This window comes from Pelatocladus sp. BLCC-F211 (assembly GCF_041928655.1).
Lineage (GTDB): Bacteria > Cyanobacteriota > Cyanobacteriia > Cyanobacteriales > Nostocaceae > Pelatocladus.
In genome coordinates, this window is the sequence record NZ_JBHFLM010000055.1 from 1 (window position 1) to 24,014 (window position 24,014).

Annotated in this window: 16 protein-coding genes; 1 reads left to right on the forward strand and 15 read right to left on the reverse strand. The window is 38.1% G+C overall.

Features of this window, described 5'->3' with window-relative positions; all coding sequences use genetic code 11:
* Window positions 1–175: 175 nt before the first annotated feature.
* A complete protein-coding gene (pgmB, locus tag ACE1AT_RS06020) occupies window positions 176–3,202 on the reverse strand; it encodes a beta-phosphoglucomutase (RefSeq protein WP_374866376.1) in 3,027 nt (1,008 codons plus the stop codon).
* A gap of 201 nt (window positions 3,203–3,403) precedes the next feature.
* On the reverse strand, window positions 3,404–5,842 hold the full coding sequence (locus ACE1AT_RS06025; RefSeq protein ID WP_374866377.1) for a sucrose synthase: 2,439 nt from the start codon (window positions 5,840–5,842) through the stop codon (window positions 3,404–3,406).
* Window positions 5,843–6,483: 641 nt separating this feature from the next.
* Between ACE1AT_RS06025 and ACE1AT_RS06030 the strand changes: the two genes are divergently transcribed.
* Window positions 6,484–6,879 (forward strand): hypothetical protein, encoded by a 396-nt coding sequence (locus ACE1AT_RS06030; RefSeq protein WP_374866378.1) that lies wholly within the window; start codon window positions 6,484–6,486, stop codon window positions 6,877–6,879.
* Window positions 6,880–7,347: 468 nt separating this feature from the next.
* On the opposite strand, the gene ACE1AT_RS06035 is transcribed toward ACE1AT_RS06030, so the two are convergent.
* The 13 genes from ACE1AT_RS06035 to ACE1AT_RS06095 all read right to left on the reverse strand — a co-directional run bounded on the left by ACE1AT_RS06035 (window position 7,348) and on the right by ACE1AT_RS06095 (window position 23,669).
* Complete coding sequence (locus tag ACE1AT_RS06035) at window positions 7,348–8,778, reverse strand: sugar transferase (RefSeq protein ID WP_374866379.1); 1,431 nt, start codon at window positions 8,776–8,778, stop codon at window positions 7,348–7,350.
* A gap of 302 nt (window positions 8,779–9,080) precedes the next feature.
* Window positions 9,081–10,247, reverse strand: coding sequence for an endo-1,4-beta-xylanase (locus ACE1AT_RS06040; RefSeq protein ID WP_374866380.1), 1,167 nt, complete (start codon window positions 10,245–10,247; stop codon window positions 9,081–9,083).
* Window positions 10,240–10,995 carry a WecB/TagA/CpsF family glycosyltransferase gene (locus ACE1AT_RS06045; RefSeq protein WP_374866381.1) on the reverse strand — a complete coding sequence of 252 codons (756 nt, stop codon included), beginning with the start codon at window positions 10,993–10,995 and terminating at the stop codon, window positions 10,240–10,242. The genes ACE1AT_RS06040 and ACE1AT_RS06045 overlap by 8 nt, the downstream gene beginning before the upstream one ends.
* A 167-nt stretch (window positions 10,996–11,162) precedes the next feature.
* On the reverse strand, window positions 11,163–12,260 hold the full coding sequence (locus ACE1AT_RS06050; RefSeq protein WP_374866382.1) for an exostosin family protein: 1,098 nt from the start codon (window positions 12,258–12,260) through the stop codon (window positions 11,163–11,165).
* Between the two features lie 82 nt (window positions 12,261–12,342).
* On the reverse strand, window positions 12,343–13,443 hold the full coding sequence (locus tag ACE1AT_RS06055) for an exostosin family protein (RefSeq protein ID WP_374866383.1): 1,101 nt from the start codon (window positions 13,441–13,443) through the stop codon (window positions 12,343–12,345).
* Between the two features lie 134 nt (window positions 13,444–13,577).
* On the reverse strand, window positions 13,578–14,720 hold the full coding sequence (locus tag ACE1AT_RS06060) for a glycosyltransferase family 4 protein (RefSeq protein ID WP_374866391.1): 1,143 nt from the start codon (window positions 14,718–14,720) through the stop codon (window positions 13,578–13,580).
* A 75-nt stretch (window positions 14,721–14,795) separates the two neighbouring features.
* Window positions 14,796–15,950 (reverse strand): hypothetical protein, encoded by a 1,155-nt coding sequence (locus tag ACE1AT_RS06065; protein ID WP_374866384.1) that lies wholly within the window; start codon window positions 15,948–15,950, stop codon window positions 14,796–14,798.
* Window positions 15,951–16,078: 128 nt separating this feature from the next.
* On the reverse strand, window positions 16,079–16,975 hold the full coding sequence (locus ACE1AT_RS06070) for a glycosyltransferase family 2 protein (protein WP_374866385.1): 897 nt from the start codon (window positions 16,973–16,975) through the stop codon (window positions 16,079–16,081).
* Window positions 16,976–17,033: 58 nt separating this feature from the next.
* Entirely contained in the window at window positions 17,034–18,287 is a 1,254-nt protein-coding gene (locus ACE1AT_RS06075) for an O-antigen ligase family protein (RefSeq protein WP_374866386.1), read from the reverse strand.
* Window positions 18,288–18,423: 136 nt separating this feature from the next.
* Window positions 18,424–19,368, reverse strand: a complete 945-nt coding sequence (locus ACE1AT_RS06080) for a glycosyltransferase family 2 protein (RefSeq protein ID WP_374866387.1) — start codon at window positions 19,366–19,368, stop codon at window positions 18,424–18,426.
* Window positions 19,369–19,498: 130 nt separating this feature from the next.
* The gene (locus ACE1AT_RS06085; protein ID WP_374866388.1) at window positions 19,499–20,851 is read right to left on the reverse strand and encodes a flippase; all 1,353 of its coding nucleotides are present in this window, start codon (window positions 20,849–20,851) and stop codon (window positions 19,499–19,501) included.
* Between the two features lie 70 nt (window positions 20,852–20,921).
* Window positions 20,922–23,117, reverse strand: a complete 2,196-nt coding sequence (locus tag ACE1AT_RS06090) for a GumC family protein (RefSeq protein WP_374866389.1) — start codon at window positions 23,115–23,117, stop codon at window positions 20,922–20,924.
* A gap of 126 nt (window positions 23,118–23,243) precedes the next feature.
* Complete coding sequence (locus tag ACE1AT_RS06095; RefSeq protein ID WP_374866390.1) at window positions 23,244–23,669, reverse strand: hypothetical protein; 426 nt, start codon at window positions 23,667–23,669, stop codon at window positions 23,244–23,246.
* Between the last annotated feature and the right edge of the window lie 345 nt (window positions 23,670–24,014).

Sequence of the window (24,014 nt, forward strand, 5' to 3'; positions counted from 1 at the left end):
TCAGTTATCAGTTATCAGTTATCAGTTATCAGTTATCAGTTATCAGTTATCAGTTATCAGTTATCAGTTATCAGTTATCAGTTATCAGTTATCAGTTATCAGTTATCAGTTATCAGTTATCAGTTATCAGTTATCAAATTAAACTGGTCAATGTTTACTGTTAACTGTTAACTGATTAGTTGTCCTCCTTGTCCTCCTTGTCCTCCTTGTCCCCTTGTCCCCGATCCCCAACCCCCAACTCCTTCAACTTGGCATTTAAATCTGTCCAATGAACATCTGCTAAACTTGGTAGGACAATGTGAGCAGCACCAACTCGTGCAGCTGGGCCGAGTCCGATTGTCCACATCTGACCAGCTAAAGCTGCTTCTATACCTGCTTCGGCATCTTCCACAACTACACACTGGCTTGGTTCAAATCCTAACTGATTGGCAGCATACAAAAATAAGTCAGGGGCTGGTTTGGGGCGTTGGACACTATAACCGTCAGCGATCGCATCTATACGATTGGCAATACCCAACTTCTCAATTACAGCCTGGGCATTTTTACTAGCTGAACCAAGGGCAATCTTAATTCCTGCTTGCTTTAATTCATCCAGTAAAGTGACAACACCAGGCAATAAATCTTGTGGTGAGATGTTTTCGATGGATTCTACATAATAACGATTCTTACGATCCATCATCTCTTGCAGTTGTGCTTCCGAATACTTTCTATCACCGACTATATGCAGAAGTGATTCCCGACGCGATACACCCCGCAATGCTTCATTAGCCTCACGATTAAAGGGTAAGCCTTCCTCATCTGCCAGTTTTTGCCAAGCAAGATAATGATATTCGGCTGTATCTGTTAATACACCGTCTAAGTCAAAGATAAAGCCTCGGATGTCTGGTGACATAGTAGTTGGTGGTTGTCTGTTGATTGTTGATTGTAAATCTCCATGTCCCCGTGTCTCCCTCTCCCCCGTGTCCCCCATGTCCCCCTTGTCCCCGATCCCCTCTCCTTGATTCTCGTTCCCCAAATCAAACTCATGCCATTTACCACGCCACATCAACTTGAACTTCAGGCGTGTCCATCCAGGGGGTAGGTGAGGATGAGCTATGGGTTCGCTGTCTCCCATTTGAATACCGCCAAAACCTAAAACCACCGCTTGCCAAATACCACCTGCACTCGCTCCATGAATGCCTTCTGACGCATTACCCCGAACATTTTCTAGATCGACTAATGCTGCTTGCATAAATCTTTCGTAGGCTTCTGCTGTTTTGCCTAAGTCTGAAGCGAGGATGGCGTGTATTGCTGGGCCGAGGGAGGAACCATAACTGATATCGGTGCGGGGTGCGTAATAATCCCAGTTAGCTTGCAAAGTCTGGGGGTTGTAAGGAGGTTCCTGTGATTGTCGCATCAGATACAACAGCATCAACACATCGGGTTGCTTGAGTACCTGCCGTTTATTGCCTTCTTCGATACCTAAGATAGCTTGGATAGATTTGGTACGTGGTTCGTAGTCTTCGAGATTGATATCTTGCAGTTGGAAAAATCCCTCGAATTGCTCAATCAGCCCGGTTGACTGATCATAGGGAATCCAAATGTTGGCAATAATATCAGTCCAACGCGATCGCCTACCAGCACGTAGTTGCAATTTATCTTCTAGCTCTGTGGCTTTATCGGGGAAAGTTTTGTGCAGCCACTCATATATATAAAGTGCTTTTTCTAAATGCCATTGTACCAGTCGGTTGGTAAAGGCGTTGTTGTGGACGAATTCATGATATTCATCAGCACCAATTACTTCGCGAATTTCGTACCGTTCGTGTTTGGTGTTATATTCTACCCGGCTACCCCAGAATACGGCAGTATCGAGAATAATCTCAGCGCCGTAGTCCCGCATCCATTCGTCATCGCTGGTAGCTTGCCAATAATACCAGACGGCATAGACCACATCGGTGCTAATATGAATTTCGCGATCGCGACACCAAATCCTAATATCTTCACCGTAAGGATCATTAGGAGGCAACCACCGAGGCGTCACTTCATCGCCACTATCCGCACTTTCCCAGGCATACATTGCCCCTTTATACCCGTAGTGTACTGACTTCCGTCGCGCTCCAGGCAAGGTGTGATAGCGATAAGTTAGTAAATTACGTGCTATTTCTGGTTGAGTGTAAATAAATAAAGGAAGTATAAAAATTTCTGTATCCCAAAAAACATGACCACGATAACCAAACCCCGAAAGTGTTTTCGCTGGGATACTGACTTGATCATTATGGCGTGAAGCAGCGATTAGTAACTGAAAGAGGTTGTAACGCACAGCTAACTGGGCTGTAACATCTCCCTCAATCACAATGTCACTTTTTTGCCAAACTTTTTCCCAAGCTTGGGTATGGGCTATAACCAGGAGCGAGTATTCAGGTAATTGGGCAAGTTTTTCACACGCAGAGGTGACTGGGTTTTCTACATGTATTGAAGTAAAAACAGTCACTAACTTGTCTACCGTCACGGTTTGTCCTGGGGAAGTGAGGAAGGATGTGAGCAAGGTAGGATAACCGGGTGGACTTGTGACTTGCAGCGAAGCCTCTGCACCTGAGATTTTGATACCAGTAGCTATACCCAATTGAATACGAGAGGAGCGAGTACGAAGGTTTAACCATACTCCTGCTTCTGTCTTTCCTTGATCCAATAATTCCCAGTGGTTGAAACCCTGATTTTCTGGGTAGCCGTTAATACTAGCTTGAATTTCGATCGCTCCAGCAAAATCAACTGGGGTGAGTTGACAACGCAGCACTAGAACGTGTTCATCTGCAAGACTGGCGAACCTTTCAAAGTGGATGTCAATTGTCTGATTGTTGGGACTGCGCCAACGCACGCTACGGCTGAGAATACCTTGGCGTAAGTCTAACTTGCGTTCATAACTTAATATTTCACCTTTTTCCAAACGAAAGCGATCGCCATTAATGGTAATTGTAAATGGCAACCAGTCTGGACAGTTAGCAAGTTCGGTATAGACAATCGGAACTTCATCGTAAACACCGTGGATAAAGGTAGCTGGTGAGGCTTGAGAATAACCTTCTTCAAAGCTACCCCGTGTTCCCAAATAACCATTTCCGATGGTAAAAACTGTTTCTCGGTAGCGAAACTGTTCGGGTTCAAACTGAGTTTCCCTGACAGTCCAATCTGTGTAGGTGAGATGCTGATAATGTCCTGTTGTATCCATCGTTGTTGCTGTTACTTAGGGGATTGGGGATCGGGGATTCTCCAGAGGAGACGCTACGCGAACGGGGATCAGGGATCGGGGATTGGGGATTGGGGACAAGGGAAGGGGGACAACTTCTCAGTTATCAGTTAAAAGTTAACAGTTACCAGTTTAATTTGATCACTGATAACTGATAACTGATAACTGATTCATGCCCAGTCCCTACCTTTGCATATGCTCTTCTAGGATTTTTTCAGTTCTGGGTTTAAAGACCAGATGGTATAAAGTATCCACGTAGCGTAGTAATGCTTCGCGGTTTTCTTTATTTACAAAGTCCCAGAATCTATAAATTTTAGCTAGTAATAGTAACTGTTTGGTATGCATTTGCCAATTGTATTTGTTGCGTACTCGCTGGATGACCCGTTCGGAAATTTCGTACCAATGTTCAGGGTTGGTATTGCACTCATCAAGAAATTGCAGAATTTGATTTGCAGTACCTTCTAAGTCTGTTGGGTTGATATGAAATTTACACTCTCCATCATTAATTAATTCTGCTGCACCACCAAATTGAGTAGCAAATGTTGGTAAACCAGAACTCATTGCTTCTAGGATTGGTCTTCCAAAGGCTTCAAAACTGGCAAAATGGACAAAAATACCCTGACGATCTGCGATCGCTCGATAAATTTCGCCGAGTTCAGGTTTGGGAAGACGGATTCCCACCCAACGAATTTGACTATGAAGATTGTACTGATTAATCAAGTTGTGGATTTTTTCCAGTTCTGCTGCTTCTTCTGAGTTTGTCGCTTCAGATAAATGCAATTTATTGGTAACGAGAATTAGGTTGCATTGTTTCTGCAATTCCTGACTTCGACCAAAGCATTCTACCAAACCAGAGAGATTCTTAACTGAGGTAATATGAGCGATCGCACAAATTGGTCGTTTGTTGGGGTTCTCTAAATGACCAAAAATGTGATCATCTGAACAACCAAAAATGTGATCATCTGAACTATCAAACAGTAAATCGTTAATCTTTTGCATCAGATTGTCGTCACGCTTGTCTTTTTGGTTGTAGGGGAAAAAGATATTCTCGTCTACTCCCGGCGGAACGAAATTAAACTTGGAACTTAACAAATTAATGCCATCAACTACATGATAAAGTTCAGGCATGGAAAACATTTTATATGACTCGTACTGACCAAGAGAATCTGGTGTGCCAACAATTTCTTGATAGGAGGAAGTCAGAATAAAGTCCGCAGCATTCATGCTGATCAGGTCGGCGGTAAATTGGGCTGAAAAGTGATACTGTTCTTCTAAATCTTGCCAGTAAAGGTTACTAAATAAATGTTTCGGTTTTTCTAAAGAATGGGCAATATTGCATTGAGTTACTTTCAAGCTACGTGCTAGTAGAAAAGCCACTAAATTACCATCACTGTAGTTACCAATAATTAAATCTGGGCTTCCACCTAGTTGAGCTAAAAGTTGTTTTTCGGCATCAATAGCAAATGTTTCTAGGTATGGCCAAATATCATATTTAGAAATCCAGTTTTGGGTGACTTGCGGGTTAAATTCCCGAAAAGGAACGCGTAAAATCCAAGCGTTTTCGGTTCTCTCTATTTTTTCTAAGCGGAGGTTACACTGGGTTCCTTCACAGTTGGGAATGAGGCGAGTGAGAATAACTACTTGGGGTTGAATACCTAGTGAATCGAGTCCTGCTAGTTTAATTTCTGATCGGAGTTTATTTTCTAAACTCTGAGCTTGTTCTAGCACATAGACAACTTGACCCAAAGTTTCGGGTCTACCTACAGCATCGTCTTGAGTGATCCAACCGTGGATGGAAACGAGGACGACGCGAAAAACTGCGGGAACACGATCAACAAAGGCTTCAAGGATGGCTGGTTCTGGAGTTTCAATCAGTCGATCAAATAGTTCTAGAGTTTCACGTACTCGCGATGCGGTGTTACCCCAACCGGGTTCTAAGCCGAGGGTTTGTAGTTGTTCGCTAAACTTTTCGTAGGGTTCTTCAGGTGGTCGTTCACCGATGATTTTGATGGCTTGTTTGATTTGTTTGTATAGTTGTAAACCTGTTTTGATGCGATCGCCAATCAGTAATTGTTTATGATCATATTCGAGTCGGTGTAAGGCATCAAATAATACATCTAACCAATAACTGCGATCGCTCAACACCTGACTACACAGATAACGGTTCAGGAATGCTAGACCTTGACCAATGTTTCTGGGGTCATCGATAGAGGGAATACCTCTATCAAAGGGATGAAAGTTGATTTCGAGAATTTGAGACTGGTAGCGGTTGACAAAGCGATCGCGCACATCAAGCAATACTTGTGGTGTTTGTAGATCGAAGTTACTCGTATCTGCTGATAACAATCGCCAAACTTCTTGACTACCTATTCTGGGTCGCAACAGCAACCAAATATCATCTTCTTCCAAGATGATTTCATGAGTATAGTGAATTAGTGTTCCTAAGGAAGAAGAATGAAAAAAGTAGGCAGGCTTTTGGTATTGGTGACAGTACTCAGCAAAAGCGTGCAAAATCTCATTTCTCAGGAAGTAACGCTTACCCGAAGCGCTTAAGTCAGAGATTAATTGACGTAGGATCGTTTTTTCGTCACTACTTAAAACAGTTTGAATTAGTTCATACATGGCAAATTCCTGCACTCGATCTTGCCTATAATCTCATTATTTCTCCTCGACAAATTTCAAGGGGCAGGCTTCAAAATCTGCATCTATGTTTCTAACTTAGCGCATTATTTGTCTCAAATTCGTCAATAGCCAAAAATTACTGCATCAGGAGTAAGTAAGACAGCGCAAATAACAAAAGGTTTGTAGTAAGGACTAAAGTCCTTACTAGAGGACTTTAGTCCTTACTACGAACTGACTTCAATAGTTTTACGTTACTTAACATAGTTTAATTTATTCTCATCGACTTAATTATCTCTGAAATCAGAACGACTCAGGATACGAAAAGTCAGAAACAAGACTAGTATTTTATTTGACAATTTTATTTAGAGAAATCTAATTTTTAATTGTTGATTTTTAATTATTTGAACCTTTTATACCTTGGATGATGTCAACGCTAAGGTTTTTATTTTTACTTAATTACTGATAATACTCTAGGAATAACAAAATTTATGACAACTAAATTAATACTTGATTAAATCAGTATTTATAAATACGGTTTTATATTGATATTGTACTAAAATAGAGTTAAAAATCATCTATTAATATCAGGCACTATCTAATACGACTGCATTGCGAATACATGTAGAGTTTGGATAAACACAATGAATAGAATTGTTTTTGCTGTTTTGGTTATTGCCGCAACGGTGACTGGCTTATCTAGCAAGGTTCAAGCTCAATCAACCATTTCGAGTCAACAGCAATATACTTTGTCTGGTGATTCACTCAGTGGAATTAATGATAGAACAGCTGAGAATGACTTTACAATATTTTTTGATCAAACACAAAATTTAGGTGGCACAAATGACAATAATACTGGAAAAAATGGACTAGTCCCTGAGCAAGGTCTTCGACAAGAAATAAATAATCCTGTGCAATTGCGGAGAATTCTTAAACCACAATCACAAACAATCACTCCAGAACTGACCTTAGAACCTGCCCAGTCTAATATTAACGGTAACGACGGACTACAGTTACAGGTAGGTGTCTCCGATAGATAAGTTGCTGCAAAAACACAATGAATCATCAGGAATTCACATTGGACGTGATTGCTGATTTTTGAAGACTAACTTTTTAACCTAGAAAACTTAAAGTGAATATCAATAAAAAGTAGAGGTGATAAAAATGACGGCAATTATTATCTTTTCTATATTGTGCTTTCTTTGGATTATTGGCTTTACGCTTTTGGCAGAGTTTTTCTTTTACGAAGAAGAACAAATGTTCTAGTAGTATTCAATGTTAGTGTTCGCTATAAGTAGTGTCACAAGAGGTATTTGTAACACGGATGTACTGATTTAGTATCTGTTTATCCCTATAACCGTGCTACCTGTGTCGCACCGTGAGGAGAGAAAGCTTCACTAATAGTGTAAGCAGCAGTAGCAAAAAGAGATTTTCCCTCCCCCCTCTTTTTGCTCTGTATCTCTCCTCACTTACCCGTTTAAGCATGTGATGTCTTTATTTAGCTTGGCTTAGTACGCACCTGTTTTTTGCAGAACAACCTTCACAGTTTGTAGTAAAATTTTCATGTCTAATAATAAAGACCAGTTCTCTATGTAGTTAATATCTAATTTCACTGCATCTTCAAAGTTATCTATATCAGAGCGTCCAGAAACTTGCCATAATCCAGTAATACCAGGTAGAACTTCTTGTCTAATAAAATGCTTGGTTGTGAACTTCTCTACATCTCTAATAGGTAAAGGACGAGGCCCGACAAGAGTCATTTCTCCCAGAAAAACATTGAAAAGTTGTGGTAATTCGTCTAGGCTATAACGGCGTAAGAATTTACCAACCCGTGTGACGCGAGGGTCGTCTTTCATTTTGAAGAGAACACCATCTTTTATTTCATTTTTAGCTTCTAAATTTGCTTGTAACTTCTCTGCATTGATAACCATTGTGCGAAATTTCCAAATTTTAAACTTGCGACTATGTAAACCAATGCGTTCTTGTCTAAAGAAGACTGGACCAGGAGAATCTAACTTAATTAATATTGCAATTGACACATAAATCGGAAAAAGCAGTAAGAGCAAAATCACAGAACAACAAAGATCAAAACACCGTTTTATCCAAAAATCACTACCTGCAATAATTGGTGCTGGAATTGTCATACAAGGAACTTCACCAATCATCCAAAAAATAGATTTAGCAGGGCGAATTTCGCTTTCGGTTGGTAGAATTCGCAAAGTAATACCAGCTGTCTGAAAGTTCCAGCAAACGTATAGACGATTTTTAATCGCATTCCAAGAAACAAAAGCTTCTACTATTCCTTGCTGACGCAGGTATTCAAAAGTTGACTCTCGATTAGATAAATCTAAACATCTAGAGTCAGCAATCCCTTGAATTGTATAGCAATTTTCCTTTTCTATAATCTTGATATGATTTTCTTTGTCTTCTCTCTCTGTAATTAAGAATATGGGATGACGAATTGCTCCTTTTGTACGTAATAACTTAGTAGCCACATCAAATAAATAGCGGCCTATACAGATAAAGATCAGAGATGACAACCAAAAAATCAAAAAAGTTGATCGCGAAACGTAGTGATTTGGTTCGTAAAGAAAAGCAATGAATAAAAGTAATACCTGTGATAGAGAAACGGCTTTGATAATTCCAGGATAGTTGCGACGGTGAATCCCGGCTTTGTATAGACCTTTTGTGGCAATTATGCCTATTTCTAAAGCCAGAGTGAGTATTACAAAAGGAGCTTTTTGTGTCCAAGGAGAATCTAAAGGGGTTCCATACAGTATGGCTATGCTCCAAGCTAGGATTAGGGCAGTAGTATCAAGAAAAATTAGTGTTATCACCCGCAATAATTTAATTGCTAACCCTCTCTGTATTCTCGTACCTTTTGCAGAGCGTAAATCTGGTTTGAAACTAACTACTGGTAATAAAGATTTAGTAGTCATAGCTGCTGTTCCTCGTTACTAATTGATTAGAACACTTCGTATTGAATTGATAATCCAGTACTTGTCTCTTAAAAATCATTTATATTTTTATAAGTCACTAAATATAATGTAAAAATAACTTTAATTAATATAATTAATATAATTAATAGTAATGAGTATTTTGGAAAATTGAATATTTTCCAATAAAAAATAAATGCTGTTTACCATGGAAATACTCCCTATTTTTCTAAGAAAATAAACTAGGAAGCTTATTATTAATTGCACTCTTGTGTTGAATCTAAATCTTTTTCGGAAAATAGGATTTAACGTTTCGGCGCTCGATCAAAAGCCCTAGCTATTGCATTCCATGCCAATTTAGGTTTGAGATTTGAGTCAAATGGCAAAGGACGTACTGCTAAACCATCTGAACGGGGAGCATACTTTGAAATCCAGCTGTCGCGATCGCTCAGTCCCCAAGTCAAGACTGCAATCACAGCTTTTTCGTCTAGCACTACTGAAAGATAGTCTTCATAAGTAGCAGCAACTACGCGATCGCGAAGCTTTAAATCTTTGGGTAAGTTTTTATCTCTTACGTCTAGTTCAGTAACTAGAATTTTTAAACCGAGGCTTGCAACATCAGCTAAGAATTTCCGTAGTTTTTTAGGATTAAAACGGTTTTCGTGACCCCACAGATGTGATTGAATACCGAAAGCATGAATTGGCGTTCCTCTAGACTTCAAGCGCTCTAACAGTTTCAGAATTGCACTTCTTGTTGCCTCGTGTTCAGGAATGTCATATTCTAGTTCAGTATCGTTATAGACGAGTAGGGCTTTTGGATCTTTCTCGGCAGCGACCCGAAATGCAAGCTCTATGTAATCTGGGCCGAGAAACTTTAGCCAAGGTGAGTTTCGCAAGCCGTCAGAGCGTTTGTCACCTGGTTTTGTTGCTTCATTAACCACATCCCAAGAGTGGACTTGACCAGCATAATGTTTTGTAACAGTTGCAATGTGTTCTACCAAAAATTTTTCTGCATTCTGGCGGTTAACAACTCCCTTAAACCACGGGGGTAAAGCTTCATGCCAGACTAAAGTATGTCCCCGAAAAAGCATTCCATGAGTACGAGCAAACTTAGCTAACCAATCACCAGCAGTAAAATCAAATCTATTGGGAGTGGGGCGCAAAAAATTCCACTTGAGTTCCCATTCTGGGACTAAAATGCCACATTGTTGAGCAAAACTTGCTGCTAATTTTGGATTTGATTGCAAAAGATCCCGTCTGATTGCTGCTCCATAAATGATTCCTTTCGTTGCAGCACGCTTCTTTAAAGGGGTATAGGCTGCTACTTTAAAGTTTCTTTTTGAGTTATCGAGCGATTCGATTTGCTGACTTTCATATCCAGCCTTCGCTGTTGCGATCGCTCCTATGCTTGTTAGAGTACCTAAACTTAACCATAGGGCTTGTCGCCTAGTGACTAATTTTCTATTAGGCATTAAGAATCTCCCGTAACAATAGCCTAGCTACGAACCAAGGTTCTACTAAATAACGTCTCCAGAGTCTTTTCGGTTCACTTAGTAAGCGATATAACCATTCCAAGCCCATTTTCCCCATCCAGCGGGGCGGAGTTGGAATGGCTCCGGCGACATAATCCATACAAGCTCCAGCAGTCAAAATAGCATTAGTATCGATCTCCTCTAGATTGTCTAAAATCCAATATTCTTGACGTGGCATACCCATTCCTACCATCAAGACATGGGGTTGATAAGCTTTAATTGCAGCCAATGTATCCAGGTTTTGTTGACTTCCTTGACTTATGTTTATGTAGCCGTGATTGACAGCAATCTGTAAACCTGGAAACTTCTCGCGTAAAATCTCAGCTCCCCGTTCTGCAACCCCTGGCTTAGATCCTAAATAAAACACACGCCAGTTTTTATTAGCTGCTTCCGCCATTAGAGGCCATACCCAGTCTGCATAGGTAACTCTTTGCTCTCGCTTTAGTGGAAAACCCAGCAACTTTCCCAGGAACACTAAAGGCATACCATCAATGTGTGCATAATTAGCCTTACTATAGAAGGTTTGCATTTTCAAATCGTGATGGTAAATATAAAGGCTGTGCAAGTTGTGATTGGCAATAATCCATTTGTTGTTTTGTTGGATAGATTCTGTAATTAATGAATTCAGTTCAGGAATAGACAGTGCATCCAGTTTTATTCCAAAAAATTTGTAGGGTGATTGCTTCATTGTTACCTCTATCAATATTTGCTCAATATCTAAATTAACAGTACCTTGAAATTAATTTTTTTTAGGGTTATTCATAAAAAGTGGTTAATTGTTAATACAATTAACCACTTTCTACTGATAAATATAACGAGTAATTAAATACTTTATAGCAAATAGCGAAATTTACATCATTTTTTGAAAATATTCTTCGGAAAGTGCTGCCAAAAATTAGTGAAAAATCCTTGTGTGGATAACCACTCTTTCCATAGCTGACGACACTCATACTGAAAATCTACAAATTCTTGAGCTGAAAGATTGTTGTGAAATTCAATAACTCTTTGTGAAATTTGGGGTAAATCTTTACTGTCTATCCAAACACAATACTTTTTCCAGTCAATTTTGAAGTCATAGGGTAAGATACATTCTGTATCAATAAAAATTGGAATGCGTCCACAGCATAGGGTTTCAAAGAGCCTTATGGAAAAATTTCCTCGACCACGGCAGCAGATTATATAATCGCTTTCAACAATATTGCGTAAATATTCCAGACGTAATTTTAGCTTTTGCTGTAGGTCATTGGCTTCAAAGAATGCCATGTTTTCTCTAACTACAAAGTTTGTTTCAATGTCTGGACTTTTGCTGAGATACTCCATAGCCTCCATTCGTAAGCTATGTCCTCTATATGGTAAAAAGGATGCTCCACCATTTTTCAGTGTCCCAATCTTATGGATAATTTCTTTCAGCTTGATTTTCCAAGGAGTTTTGTAAGCATAACCATTAAACCCAACGACGGGTTTTGCTCTTTTTTGGCGAATGGGAAGCTCGTTTTCATGATAGTACTCAATCAAGTCTTCATAAACTGCATTCATGGCGAAATCACGAGGTTTTCTTTGAGAAGCTAATAGTGATTGACGGAATACAAAGGCGTCTTTAATAGGTATTTTTTCATGTGAACAATCGCTACTAAAAAAGACAACCAATGGCTTTTGTGCTTGCTTCACCATTTCCGCAAACTTAATCCCCAAACACATTGCTGAGTTATTAATTTTGGCAGTCCATGTATTTCCTCTAACATCTAACCAGTCAAAAGGTAAAATTGCAAAATCTGCTTCTTCTAGTGAAGTTATTTCAAACAAAGAGTGACTAATGTTTGCATAATGAATTATAGACTTCGACCAAGGAGCGACATCATTTTCTGAAGGAGAAGACCAAAATGGTTGAAGTATGGTGACAGGGCGTGAAGATTCGGGCAGGTAATGCAAATCTGAGAATATCTTCAGCTTCATAAATGCTTCTGTTTTTTTAATCGAGCGGTAATTGTCAAATTCATGGAAAATTTATTAGATAGTGGAAACTTCTACCGAAAAGCTAAAAATGTTGCCAAAAGTTGCTAAAAAATCCTTCATAAGATAACCAATCTTTCCACACCTGGCGGCACTCATGTTGCAGTTCTACAAATTGCTGAGGTGAAAGATTATTGTGGAACTCTGCTACTTTTTCAGCAATTTGGAGCAAGTCTTTGCTATCTACCCAAACACAATATTTTTTCCAGTCGATTTTGAAGTCATAAGGTATGACACAATCAGTATCAACAAAAATGGGAATACGTCCACAACACAATGTTTCATAAAATCTCAGAGAAAAGTTTCCTCGACCACGACAGCAAAGAATATAGTCACTGTCAACCATATTTTGCACGTATTCGAGGCGTACTTTTAGTTTTTCTTCAGGTTCTTTTGCTTCAAAGAACGCCATGTTGTCGCGAATTTTAAAATTAGTCTCAACTAAAGAATTTTTGCTCAGATACTTCAAAGCTTGATTTCGTAAACGATGTCCTTCATAGGGGGGAAAAGTTTCTCCTCCACTTGCTAGCATTGCTCCTTGACGCATTAAATCCTTAAGCTTAATTGAGAAATTGCCTTGATCGGCACAACCATCAAATCCTACAACAGGTTTTTCTGGTTTCTGGCGTATGGTAAGTTTGTTTTCTTGGTAGTGTTCTAATAAGTCTTCGTATAATGCAGTCATGGCAAATTCACGAGACTGCCTCCTAGAGCCTATAAGCGATTGACGAAAAATGAAAGCGTCTTGAATGGGAATATATTCATGGGAGCGATCGCCACAATAAAAAATAATAATTGGTTTTCCAGCTTGTTTAACCATTTGGACAAATTCAATAGCTAAAGCATATGCTGATTTATTTGTCCTAGCCGTCCATGTATTACCTGAAACCTCTAACCAATCAAAAGGTAAAACAGCAAAATCTGCTTCTTTTAACGAAGTAAGTTCAAACAAAGAGTGACTTACTTTTGTATAATTAGCAATTAATTTATCCCAAGGAGGAATATAATAACCTCTACTTTCTAAGTGAAAATTTTCTGTATATTCTGGCCAGAAAGGTTGGATAATAGTAGCTGGATAGACTCCTTTAGGAAGATATCGCGGGTCTGAAAATATTTTGATTTTCATCCTCTTTTGTTATGAATTTTAGAGTTTTTGCAGAACCAGAAGCTCTATTTTAAAACTCTTGATATCTCTCTGTATAAAATTTACATAATCTTATTAAGCGACCAGCTTTTTATTTTGCTAAGGTAAATTTATACTCACGTTTTTTCCAGAATCTCAGCAACTGTTTTTGCTCTTGCCAACCACGAATATTTTTCTTTGATGAGATTATATGCTGTTTCTATAAGTGGCTGATATTTCTCCAAGTTAGAGACTGCATCTAGTATTGCATCGGCTACCTCTACTGTCGAGTATCCTGTAACAATAAGATGCTTTTGGTTACGGAATTCTTCTAATCCTCTCAAACCTTCTGGAGTTGATACAACTAATTTTTTGCTAGCAAAATAATCTAATGCTTTATTGCGAGCTCCACCTGCAACAGCTTGCTTGGGAAATGGTAGCAATCCTATATCTGCATACTTAATATAATTAACAAAATCTTTTCGCTCTGCTAAAAAACCAACAAAAGTAATATTTGCTGGTAATGGTTGGTCAACATCACTGACATCACGACCAATCACAACGAAGTGAACCTTTTGGTCATGAGATTCCAGGTGTTTGGCAACTTCAATAGCCATAGATACAGACATATCGTTACTCGGAAATTGAAAAGTTTTAGGAGCAACAACAACAACTATCTTGGCTGGTCGCATTTCTTGGTATGGATCTGTAGCATTAGAAAATTGTTCATTCAATAAATCTTCTGCAACTCCATTACCTATACAGTAAATATTGTCTGGTTTCCTACCATACCATTGCCCGATAAGTTTGGGAGTTGATTCACCTGCCGCAATAATAGGATTACCAGAGAATATCAGCACTCCCTGAGCAATATATGTCTTAATTAATTGCAGAAATTCCTTATAAGGATTGACAACAGAAGATAAGCGACTCCAGTATTCATAGGCAGAAAAAGTATGAAAATCCAAAACAAGAGAGCAATTTTTTGGTTTAGTAGTTGTCAATGCAATCAAAGACGCTATTCCAGGTAGGGTTTCTTGTGCATACACAATATCAGGGCGAAATTCTTCTATACATTTTTTAATTGTCTTGATATAAGAAAATAGATTTCTTGAGCCAATAGATACAGAAGGTGCATAGTTTACTGCCGAACAATTTAAGCCAACCTGACAAATTTCAAAATATTTCATCAGATATTGTCCGAGGTAAAATGGTCTTGTAAAGGCACCAAAAGGTTGACTGGAATCAAGTGTGGATACAAGTAGTAAACGTTTACCTATTTTACACATTTCCTTAATTTTTCTAATATAATTTATTTTTTCTAATTTTAATTATTTAAATTTTAGATTAACTACTCATAGTATTGCTGATTTTTGCAAAATTTTATTGAAGAATTGGGCAACATGGTGACTTTGATATTCAAAAGCATAGCTTATATGGATTTTTTCCAAATTTCGACGGAGTAAAGCCAGCATCTGTTTATTGTGAAGAGATTTAGCCAAGTTATCAATATCAGAAAAAGTAAAGCCAAAAGGAGTGCCTTTCCAGTGTTCTTCAACAAATTTACTAGTTTTAGTTACTGCCAATGGAGTAGTAGAGGTTAAGGCATAGGCAAAACGAGTAGATAGACCTGAAGAAACCCAACGACGAATCGTACTGTTATACTCGTTGTACATCACTAAATGAGCATCGAATTGAGAAATATATTGAGCAAATCTACCTGTAAATATATCCTCATTAGAAAAATCTGGATAAAGATGGAGATTAGAAATATTCCTTGTATTTCCTTGAGGGTGTATGAAAATATGAACATTGCACTTGGCTAATTGTTTAAAAAACTTACCTAAAGCATCTCGATGTTGATTTTGAAGAAAGTTATTATTCCAGAGTTCCCTGCTGTTTCCAGTAAAAATGATATGGGGATTGCCATCAAAACGTTCAAGTTTTGGCACAGTATAATCCTGAATATTATTAGAAGAGAAAGCTTTTTTAAAGAATGGTGCTACCATGACTAAGTAAGGTTTATTCGCTGCTGTTGGAATTTTTTTCAGGAACAGATGCCTCTGAGTTTCTGAATAAAAAATATAACCATCAATTAGTGGATTAGCATTCTGATAACGCCAATTGAGACGGAACTCGGTGAATTCATTCAAGGCACTAGGATAAGAATTAATTCGATGGATAACCTTAGCGATCGTGTAAATTCTTTTCACTCTTAGTAGAGGTTTTAAAATTAATGCACCTTCCCAGGAGAATAAAGCATCAGGTAATCCACCAAGGCATTTCTCTACCTCTTGTTGCTTCTCTAAGGGAAAATCGTCCCATATGTTAATTATAGGAATCTTATTTTCCTCTTTAAATCCCCAATTTTCAAGTTCACTCTGGGTTGCTGGAGACTTTCTCCAGTCTAAAACTGCAACGTTGTAGCCTAAACTTTTTAGACCATATATCCAATTTGTACAAGTAGGATTTGCAAGAGAAGCTATGATAAGAACTCTTGGATGAGACATTTGTTTTTTTACTGGAATAGTTAGAAATTAGCGTTAAGATTCAACACTTCTGCCAAGGATATAGATGTCATTATTGAATTAGCAACTAAATATAATTAAGATTTTTAACTATTAAAATTCATCTCTTATTAGGTCTTTTGTTGAACCTCCTCACAAAAAGCAGGGGATGCACTTAAATCTCTATAACCAATAACTGCGCGTAAATATGGTAAGAACCAATAAATAAACCAAAATGGACCAGAATGTCGTTTGGTAAAAATAGTCCATGCTTTAATCGGATAACCCTTAGTTTGCAATAGTTTTCTTAAACGCTGATGAACCGGAAGCTTGGTATCTACCCAACTACCGCTCACAGAATTTTTAGAGCAAGTACCTATATACCCAGGTGCTATCCATACGGAACATCCCAACTTCCTTGCTCTGAGTCCATAATCTATATCTCCCAATGTATGGATGAAAGCAGAATCCAAATTACCTACTTTTTGGGCAACAGAATTAGGAATGAGTACACAATTGCCATACATCGTATCGCACTCTTGAAGTTCCCCAGTTGGTTCTACAAACTCATACTTGTTTGAGTACCAGCGCTTTGAGCGCATAGCACCTCCATAAGTTGCTTTACCTGTCAAAGGATCTCGAGTTGAGCCAACAATTATGGAATCAGGATGACCTTGTTGTGTAAGCTCATAATGATTGCTAAGTAGCTTAGTTAGAGCATTCGGATCTAGTAAAGTGTCATCATTCAGCCAAAGGTAGTAGTCATAACCCTCTTTAAGAGCAGCAGCAAATGCTAATCGCATTCCACCTACCCAAAAGAGATTTCCATTTCCCTTAAGAATTTTTACTTTTGGATACTTTTGTTTGACTGCATTTGAGGTGCCATCTGAGCTACCATCATCAACCAGATAAACGTCAAAACTTATATCTTGTTGCTCCAGTTTTTGCAAACATGCCAAAGTTGTGTCTCGCCTGTTGTAACAGGTTATCAACACAGCCAATTTTGTATCTTCTTTTGCTTTTTGCATATGTATTATTTCTTTCTATATTTTCAAAATCCAAAAAGAATGCCAGCTAAATTACTAATTATGCTTGATTCAAAGAACTAATGAACTGAGAACGCTTGATTTGCTTGTACTCAACTGCTGATGAATAGGCTACAGATACATAAATAATCCAAAATATACTATTAGTTGACATAATTGTAATTACTTCACTACTATTAACAAGTATATTAATTCCCAAAAACATAAACATCCAAAAGCTTTCTATTTTTCTAGTCATAAACAGGATATTGACTACCCTATATATTACTTTCAACATATCAAATATAAAAAGTGATAACCCCACAAAACCAAGTTGAACAAATAAGTCAATAAAACCATTATGAGCTTGAAAAGGAGTTTTCGGGTCTATCTTTTCATACCATAACCACGTATTACGGATAACTTCATAAGAAGCATCAGTTGTCCAGAATGCATTATAACCGTAACCTAAAAAAGGACGTTTTAAACCTTGTTCTATAGTTAATATCCACAGTGGAGTACGTCCATTAAATTCAATATCTTTACCTAATAAATTAACTACTATTGAATCTAGATTTACTAAAATCAAAGTAGCTACGATAGTTAATATAAATACTGCTATTAAGAGAATAAAAAATCTATTTTTCCTTTGTTTGACAATCATGTAAATCGGAAAAGCAAAGAGAGGATAAAGGAAAATTATTAAGCCTGTTTTACTGGTAGACAGTAGAATCAGAATTAAGGAAAATAACATTAAAATCATACCAATCCAGCGATTAGAGCGTTTGTCTAATATCTGAATCAGAAAAATTGAAGCTATGAAACCCATGAAGCGGCCCATATGTTGCTTGTGAGCATAAATCCCTCGCCAAGATACAACACCATTGATGAGATGAGTGCCAATAGAAGGTGCAGCAAAACCAACAATTAAACAGAAAAATATAGATAAACCGCCTACCCAAGCCAACAAATTTATCTGTTCTCTTGGTGTGTATCGCGAAGCCAAATATATACCAAATAAAGTTGAACGTACTAAAGCTCTGACTTGTTCGATTGTATCAGCAGGGCTTTGAGACCAAACAACTGAAAATACACCAACTGCAACCAAGCATATGAGAGTTTTGTCTGTGGTAGCAACATATGCAATACGCTTCCACTGGACAGAAACTAAAAGAATTACAATTCCATAACTAAGGATATTTGTAATAGTCCTGACTGCATCAGGTAATACTACTGTTTCCGCAAAGAAAAGCAAGAATATCACGCTTGCTACTTCCAGCTTTAATAATAGAGAAGTCAATAATTTATTGTTCAATGTATAATCTCCGACTGTTGTCGCTAGATTGCACCCAGGTAATTAAATTGGAATAGCTATGATTCACTATTTGTGGAATATATTTATAAACTGAAATAAGAATTTCTTGATTGATTGTGATGTTTAATTATTATATTCAATTTTCTTTCATGATTTTCTTCTTAATAAGCGTCTTTATCGTTGTCAATAAGTTGCCATAATTAAAGAAGGTTTTTTGCATGAATCTGTCAGATTTTAAATCACGAATTATATATGGCGGATGCTTGAGAGGGAAACTAATTGTCTCTGTGGGCATATTAGCATAAGTATTAACAAAGCTTCCCTTTGTATGTTTTGTATGAGTCGCATTCTCGCCAAAACCAATATTAGAAATCAAATTCTGATTTGGGACAATACTTAGTTGGTTCTCAAGCCAACAATTAAAAGTCCATTGATAATCCCAGACGGTATTGATACGTCTATCGTATGTATCCTGAAAAATTTGCTGCCAAAATTTGACAGATTTAGAGTCTATAAGTATATCATCTAAAAATTGACTTTCTTTAATTTCTGGCCAGAGTTTCATGTCAAAATCAAAGTTTTGCCATGCTCGTCTCCAAGTCGCCCAACCCCAGCAGCGATTATAAATAGAGAAATAATAGCTATAGTCTGTTCTTCTTCGCCCCAATTGTACATTTTGACCGATAATTGTACCAATTCTTTGATCGTATCTATATCTCTCAAGCAAAGCTTCACAAAATTGGAAAAATGTGGGGTGAGGTAAACAATCATCTTCTAAAATTATTGCCTCTTCAACTTGATTAAATACCCAATCTAAACCACTAGGCAGACGTTCTGCACAGCCGAGATTAGTATCGGAATAATTTTTGAAGACTTCACATTCCCAATCAACACGGTTAATAATTGCACGAGTAGCTTCGCATTTTTCTGGTTCATCAGCGCGGTTTTTTCGGGGACCATCTGCGATGACAAATAGTTTCGCTGGTTTGGCTTGGCGGATTGCTTCAAACACACGTTCGGTTGTATGTGGACGCTTGAAGATAATAAAAGCTACTGGAGTTCTCAAACGAAAATCAGACATTCAACCCTACCATTTCAAGATTAATTGGAGAAAATATATTTTCATTTTATAAATTGAAATTTAGGTGTATTTAGAATTTATTTAATTCAATTTTAAAAATGTAAACTTTGTAAACTTTTATGATTAAAAATTATTTGTTGACCAAAATCTTGGTAGATTTAAATAATCGACTTAATAAGCCAGGGAAGAAAAGTGCTTTTGTTTGTTGAATAAATAATTTTCTTGTTTTTGGCAATAACAAATATGAAAGATATGAGGCAATGCATTGAGCCACCAGTGAAGAAATTGCTGCTCCGACACCTCCATAACTTTTAATGAAGAAATAGTTCAAAATTACATTTATGATTGCACCATTAGCAGTTGCTATAAATGCAAATCGCATTAAATTTTCTGCTGTCGTCCATAAACTGCTTACCAAGCCCAAGGAGACAAATAATCCAGTCCAGATATGGATGATAAGTATGGTGCCAGCCTCTGCATATTCATTGCCATACATCAAATTGATAATTTGATGAGATAGTAATGAGACGATTACACTAACTGCATAAGAAAGAATTGCGAGGAAATCCAGAACTTTCTGTATTTGCTCATAGTATGACTGTTGACTTACTTGTCTAGCTTTCACAATTGATGGGAAGACTGAATTGGCGATCGCCATGGGAATAACATACCAAAGTTCTGAGATTTTGACTGCTGCTGAATAAACTCCTACTTCTGCATCACCAGTTATTTGTCCGATCATTAACTGATCCGTTCGCATGTAAATCATAATTACAAAACTCGAAAGAATCAACGGCCAGCTATCTTTGAGTAACTCTTTTGCAGACTTCCAGCTAAACTGCCATGCTTGTATCAAATAACCTTTAATATGGTATGCGACTATAAGTCCTAAAGCACTCAGAGCAGTTTCCGCAGAATAAGCCCAAGCAAACAGAATTAATGGGGCTTGTATTTGGATCAATACAACCCGCATCGAACTAGCTAAGACTAAGCCTATATTTTTAAACCAAACTGTATATTTTGACTGAACTTGTGATTGGAACCAAAAATCAATGACGTAGTAAGATTCAAAAAACATTCCCACAGTAATGATTCCCACTAGCTGCTGAGTAAGAACCTCACCGGGGCGAATCAGGATAATTGCTGCAACTGACGCAATGATCACACCTACTTGAGCAAACACCTTCAAAAAGAAAGCTGTACCCAAGATTTCATCTTTGTTGTCGGGTTGGCGGACAATATTACGAACTACAATACTATCAAGCCCAAGATTGGCAACAGTGTTGAATATCGAAGTAAAAGCGATCGCATAATTGAAAAGACCAAAGTTTTTTGGTCCCAGGTAGCGAGCTACCCAAACTCCTACTACTAAACCCACACCCATTCGCAATACTCTATCAGCTAACAGCCAAGCTGTATTGCCAATAATTTTTTGTAGGTTAGGGCTGAGTTTGCTAGTAGCTTCTTCTATTTTTTTGAGCATTTTTATGCTTTTTTGATTTTGTGGTTTTTATCAAAAGCGATCGCACCTCTTACTTAAGTTAAGTTTTTGCTCAACGATTTTTTACCAGAATAGAACTTTTAGACACGCTACTTGACTCCATTGAATCTTTCGCATAGTAAAAATAGCTATCACGTTCGCGCTTCACACTGACACCGTTGATCACCATACCCAGTACTTTTTGACCTGACTGAGTTAAAAATTCTTTAGCTGCATTAGCACTTGTAAAGTCAACCACTTCGGGACGCACTACTAGTAAGATACCGTCAACTAATTTACCCAGAACTGCTGCATCTGCTGTTCCTGCTAAAGGTGGAGCATCGAAAATTACACAATCATAATCTTTGGTAAAGTTAGCAACTAAAGCAGCCATACGCTCTGAATCTAGTAGAGCTACTGGATTAGGAGGTATGACTCCAGATGTGAGAACGTGTAAATTGGGCATTACTTCGTGGACGACAGTCTCAATGGGAACTTGGTCAACGATGATATTACTTAAGCCTTTTTTATTGCTTAGTTGCCAAATATGATGCTGGATGGGATGACGCATATCAGCGTCCACTAACAGTACTCGCCGTTCAACTTCTACCATTGCTACAGCCAAGTTGGCAGAAACCTCTGATTTTCCTTCTTTAGGAATAGAACTAGTAACCGTAATCGCTTTTAGTTGCTTATCTGAAAGGAATTTCAAGTTTGCTTGTAGCATTTGGTATGCGTCACCTACAGGAAAATGGGGAACATCTCTACCAACTACTCTGGGAACTGTTCTATCTAATCCTTCTACTGAAGAGCTATTTTTACTACTCCTACTGATACTAGGAATTACCCCTAGCAAAGTATATTGGAAAAGCTCTCTAGCTTCTTTAACAGTCTTGATAGAGCGGTCTATTAAATCAGAAGCAAGAGCAGCAATTATTCCCAGCAGTATACCTAAAATTCCTCCACCGAAAACAATTAGAACTTTTCTCTTTCCACTTGGCTTATCTGGAACGATTGCAGGGGAAATAATTCTAGCATTACCAATATTTTGATTTTCGGCTACGTTAATTTCTTGCAATCTCGTCAAGAGTGTTTCGTAAGTTGTTTGTGCGGCTTTCAGTTTTCGCTCTAGTTCCCGTTGGGTTTGTTCTAATTGAGGTAAAGTATTGGCTCGCTGTTTGTATAACGACCATGTATTCCTCAAATCAGCAATTCGTTTCTCCAAACCAGCACGTTCTTTATCTGTGTTTGCTAAATCTTCAATCAGCTTTTGTCGTACCTCTCCCATCTGTAAATTTGCTGTAGAGATTTGCTGATTATTACCACCTACTTGCTCTACTCGCTGTTGTAGTAGGTTTTTGAGGGCAGAAACTTTTTCCTGTAACTGAGAGACTGTAGGATGTCCTGATAGGTAACGGGTTCGCGCCACCGTCAACTCGGTTTGTGCTTCTTGGAGTTCTTTGAGTACTTGTTGAGTTCCAGCTACTTGACTCAAGTCAACAGCCGATACAGCGTCTTGTGAGTTAACCCTAGCCTGAGTTTGTAATTTTTCTAGACGAGCATTAGCATCAACAAGTTGAGCTTGCGCTTGGGCAATTTCTTCTTCTAACTTAGAAATGGTATTAACTGCGGCGGTTGCTTCTTCTTGCAGAACGATTACCTTATTTTTCTCTTTGAATCTACGCAAGGCTAGCTCTGCTTTCTGCACAGATTCCTCAGTTTTAGGTAATTGCTGCAATATAAATCTACCTGCTGAGGTTGCTTCTTCTCTGTTGGCTTGGATATTTTGCTGAATATAATTATCAACTACCTTATTGATTACTTTTGCGGCTAATTGAGGATTGTCATCTGTATAAGATATTTCTAGGACATCTGTACCTTTGACACCCTCTACCTTCAAATTTTCCAAAAGTTCCTCAACTGTTAGAGGTTCACCTTCATCATTTTTGAGGCTAAGGGATGCGATGGCTTCCTGAATTACAGGAACAGATATAACGATTTTCGCCTGCGTGTCTACAGGACTGTTCTCCCGTACTAAAGATTCTAGTCTTCCGATATCTTCTCCCAATCCTGTTAGTGAGGAGGTTCGATTTGTCTTAATTAAGAGACTCGCTTGTGCTGTATATGTAGGTTTCAATGAGAGTGCGTACAGCAATGCAAGGGTGACAACTGCTCCAAAAATTCCGATTGCAGTCATCCAACGTCGTTGTAGGACAAGCAAGTATTTTTGAAAATCTATCTCTTCAACTTTTAATTCAGATTCTTTCATAGCAGATACTGACCTTATCAATCATCCATTCAATTAAAATCTGCAAGTCGTTTATACCAATTATTTATAAAATAAAGCTGCATATATATAAAGTTCAATTCTGTGCAGAGCCAAAAATAATTGATATTAGCTGATAAATCCGAAATCCTTGCTGCTTTTACAACCAACCATCCTTGCATGTCTGCGAGTAAATTCTCCTACAGAAGGATTTCCTTCTGGGTAAATTACCCCCATTGCCTGCTGCCAAAGTTCTGGAGCTGCAATAGACACTTCATAGACGCGATCGCGCTTTTTCAGGTGATACCACTTTTTTTCTTGACATTGATCACACCAGAATGCCTCCAACCATTCTCCTTGCAAAGGTACTGCGGTTTTCTTTGCTACTAAAAACAGTGCTGTTTGTCGCCCTATTCCCCTCTGTTGGAGTTGTCCTGGGCGATCAGCAAACAATGGATACTTTTGACTGACACTATCTAGATAGCATCCGTGAATCGGACAATAGATCGCTCGCCGTTTTGAACGTTTGCGATTTCGGTCACATCTTCTTTGCACCTTGACCTCTCTTGTTGGGTAAATATACATTAGAGCAAGAAGTTGGCGCTAGAGGAACTGAGGTCTAAAATTAGACCATCTTAAGTTCATTGCTAGTTTTAAGTTAATTATTTAGTTTAAATTTACTTTAGTTAATCAATTATTTAGTCATTCTTTTATAAAGATTCTGCAAAGGATGATTTTCCGCAACACAACATCAACATAGACACACGTAAAGTTTCCGGGAGCTTGGTAGCCCCTCGGCTTTAGCCAGGGGCGGAAAAGCGACATTGCGGCTTGAGCCGCAGTCTCTAATTTGATAGAATTGAGCAATCCCAGTAGGAATAATCATCGGCGTGTTGAAGC

Coding starts and splice junctions, on each gene's coding strand:
- pgmB (WP_374866376.1), bottom strand. CDS start 3,202: ATGGATACAACAGGACATTATCAGCATCTCACCTACACAGATTGGACT.
- ACE1AT_RS06025 (WP_374866377.1), bottom strand. CDS start 5,842: ATGTATGAACTAATTCAAACTGTTTTAAGTAGTGACGAAAAAACGATC.
- ACE1AT_RS06030 (WP_374866378.1), top strand. CDS start 6,484: ATGAATAGAATTGTTTTTGCTGTTTTGGTTATTGCCGCAACGGTGACT.
- ACE1AT_RS06035 (WP_374866379.1), bottom strand. CDS start 8,778: ATGACTACTAAATCTTTATTACCAGTAGTTAGTTTCAAACCAGATTTA.
- ACE1AT_RS06040 (WP_374866380.1), bottom strand. CDS start 10,247: ATGCCTAATAGAAAATTAGTCACTAGGCGACAAGCCCTATGGTTAAGT.
- ACE1AT_RS06045 (WP_374866381.1), bottom strand. CDS start 10,995: ATGAAGCAATCACCCTACAAATTTTTTGGAATAAAACTGGATGCACTG.
- ACE1AT_RS06050 (WP_374866382.1), bottom strand. CDS start 12,260: ATGAAGCTGAAGATATTCTCAGATTTGCATTACCTGCCCGAATCTTCA.
- ACE1AT_RS06055 (WP_374866383.1), bottom strand. CDS start 13,443: ATGAAAATCAAAATATTTTCAGACCCGCGATATCTTCCTAAAGGAGTC.
- ACE1AT_RS06065 (WP_374866384.1), bottom strand. CDS start 15,950: ATGTCTCATCCAAGAGTTCTTATCATAGCTTCTCTTGCAAATCCTACT.
- ACE1AT_RS06070 (WP_374866385.1), bottom strand. CDS start 16,975: ATGCAAAAAGCAAAAGAAGATACAAAATTGGCTGTGTTGATAACCTGT.
- ACE1AT_RS06080 (WP_374866387.1), bottom strand. CDS start 19,368: ATGTCTGATTTTCGTTTGAGAACTCCAGTAGCTTTTATTATCTTCAAG.
- ACE1AT_RS06085 (WP_374866388.1), bottom strand. CDS start 20,851: ATGCTCAAAAAAATAGAAGAAGCTACTAGCAAACTCAGCCCTAACCTA.
- ACE1AT_RS06090 (WP_374866389.1), bottom strand. CDS start 23,117: ATGAAAGAATCTGAATTAAAAGTTGAAGAGATAGATTTTCAAAAATAC.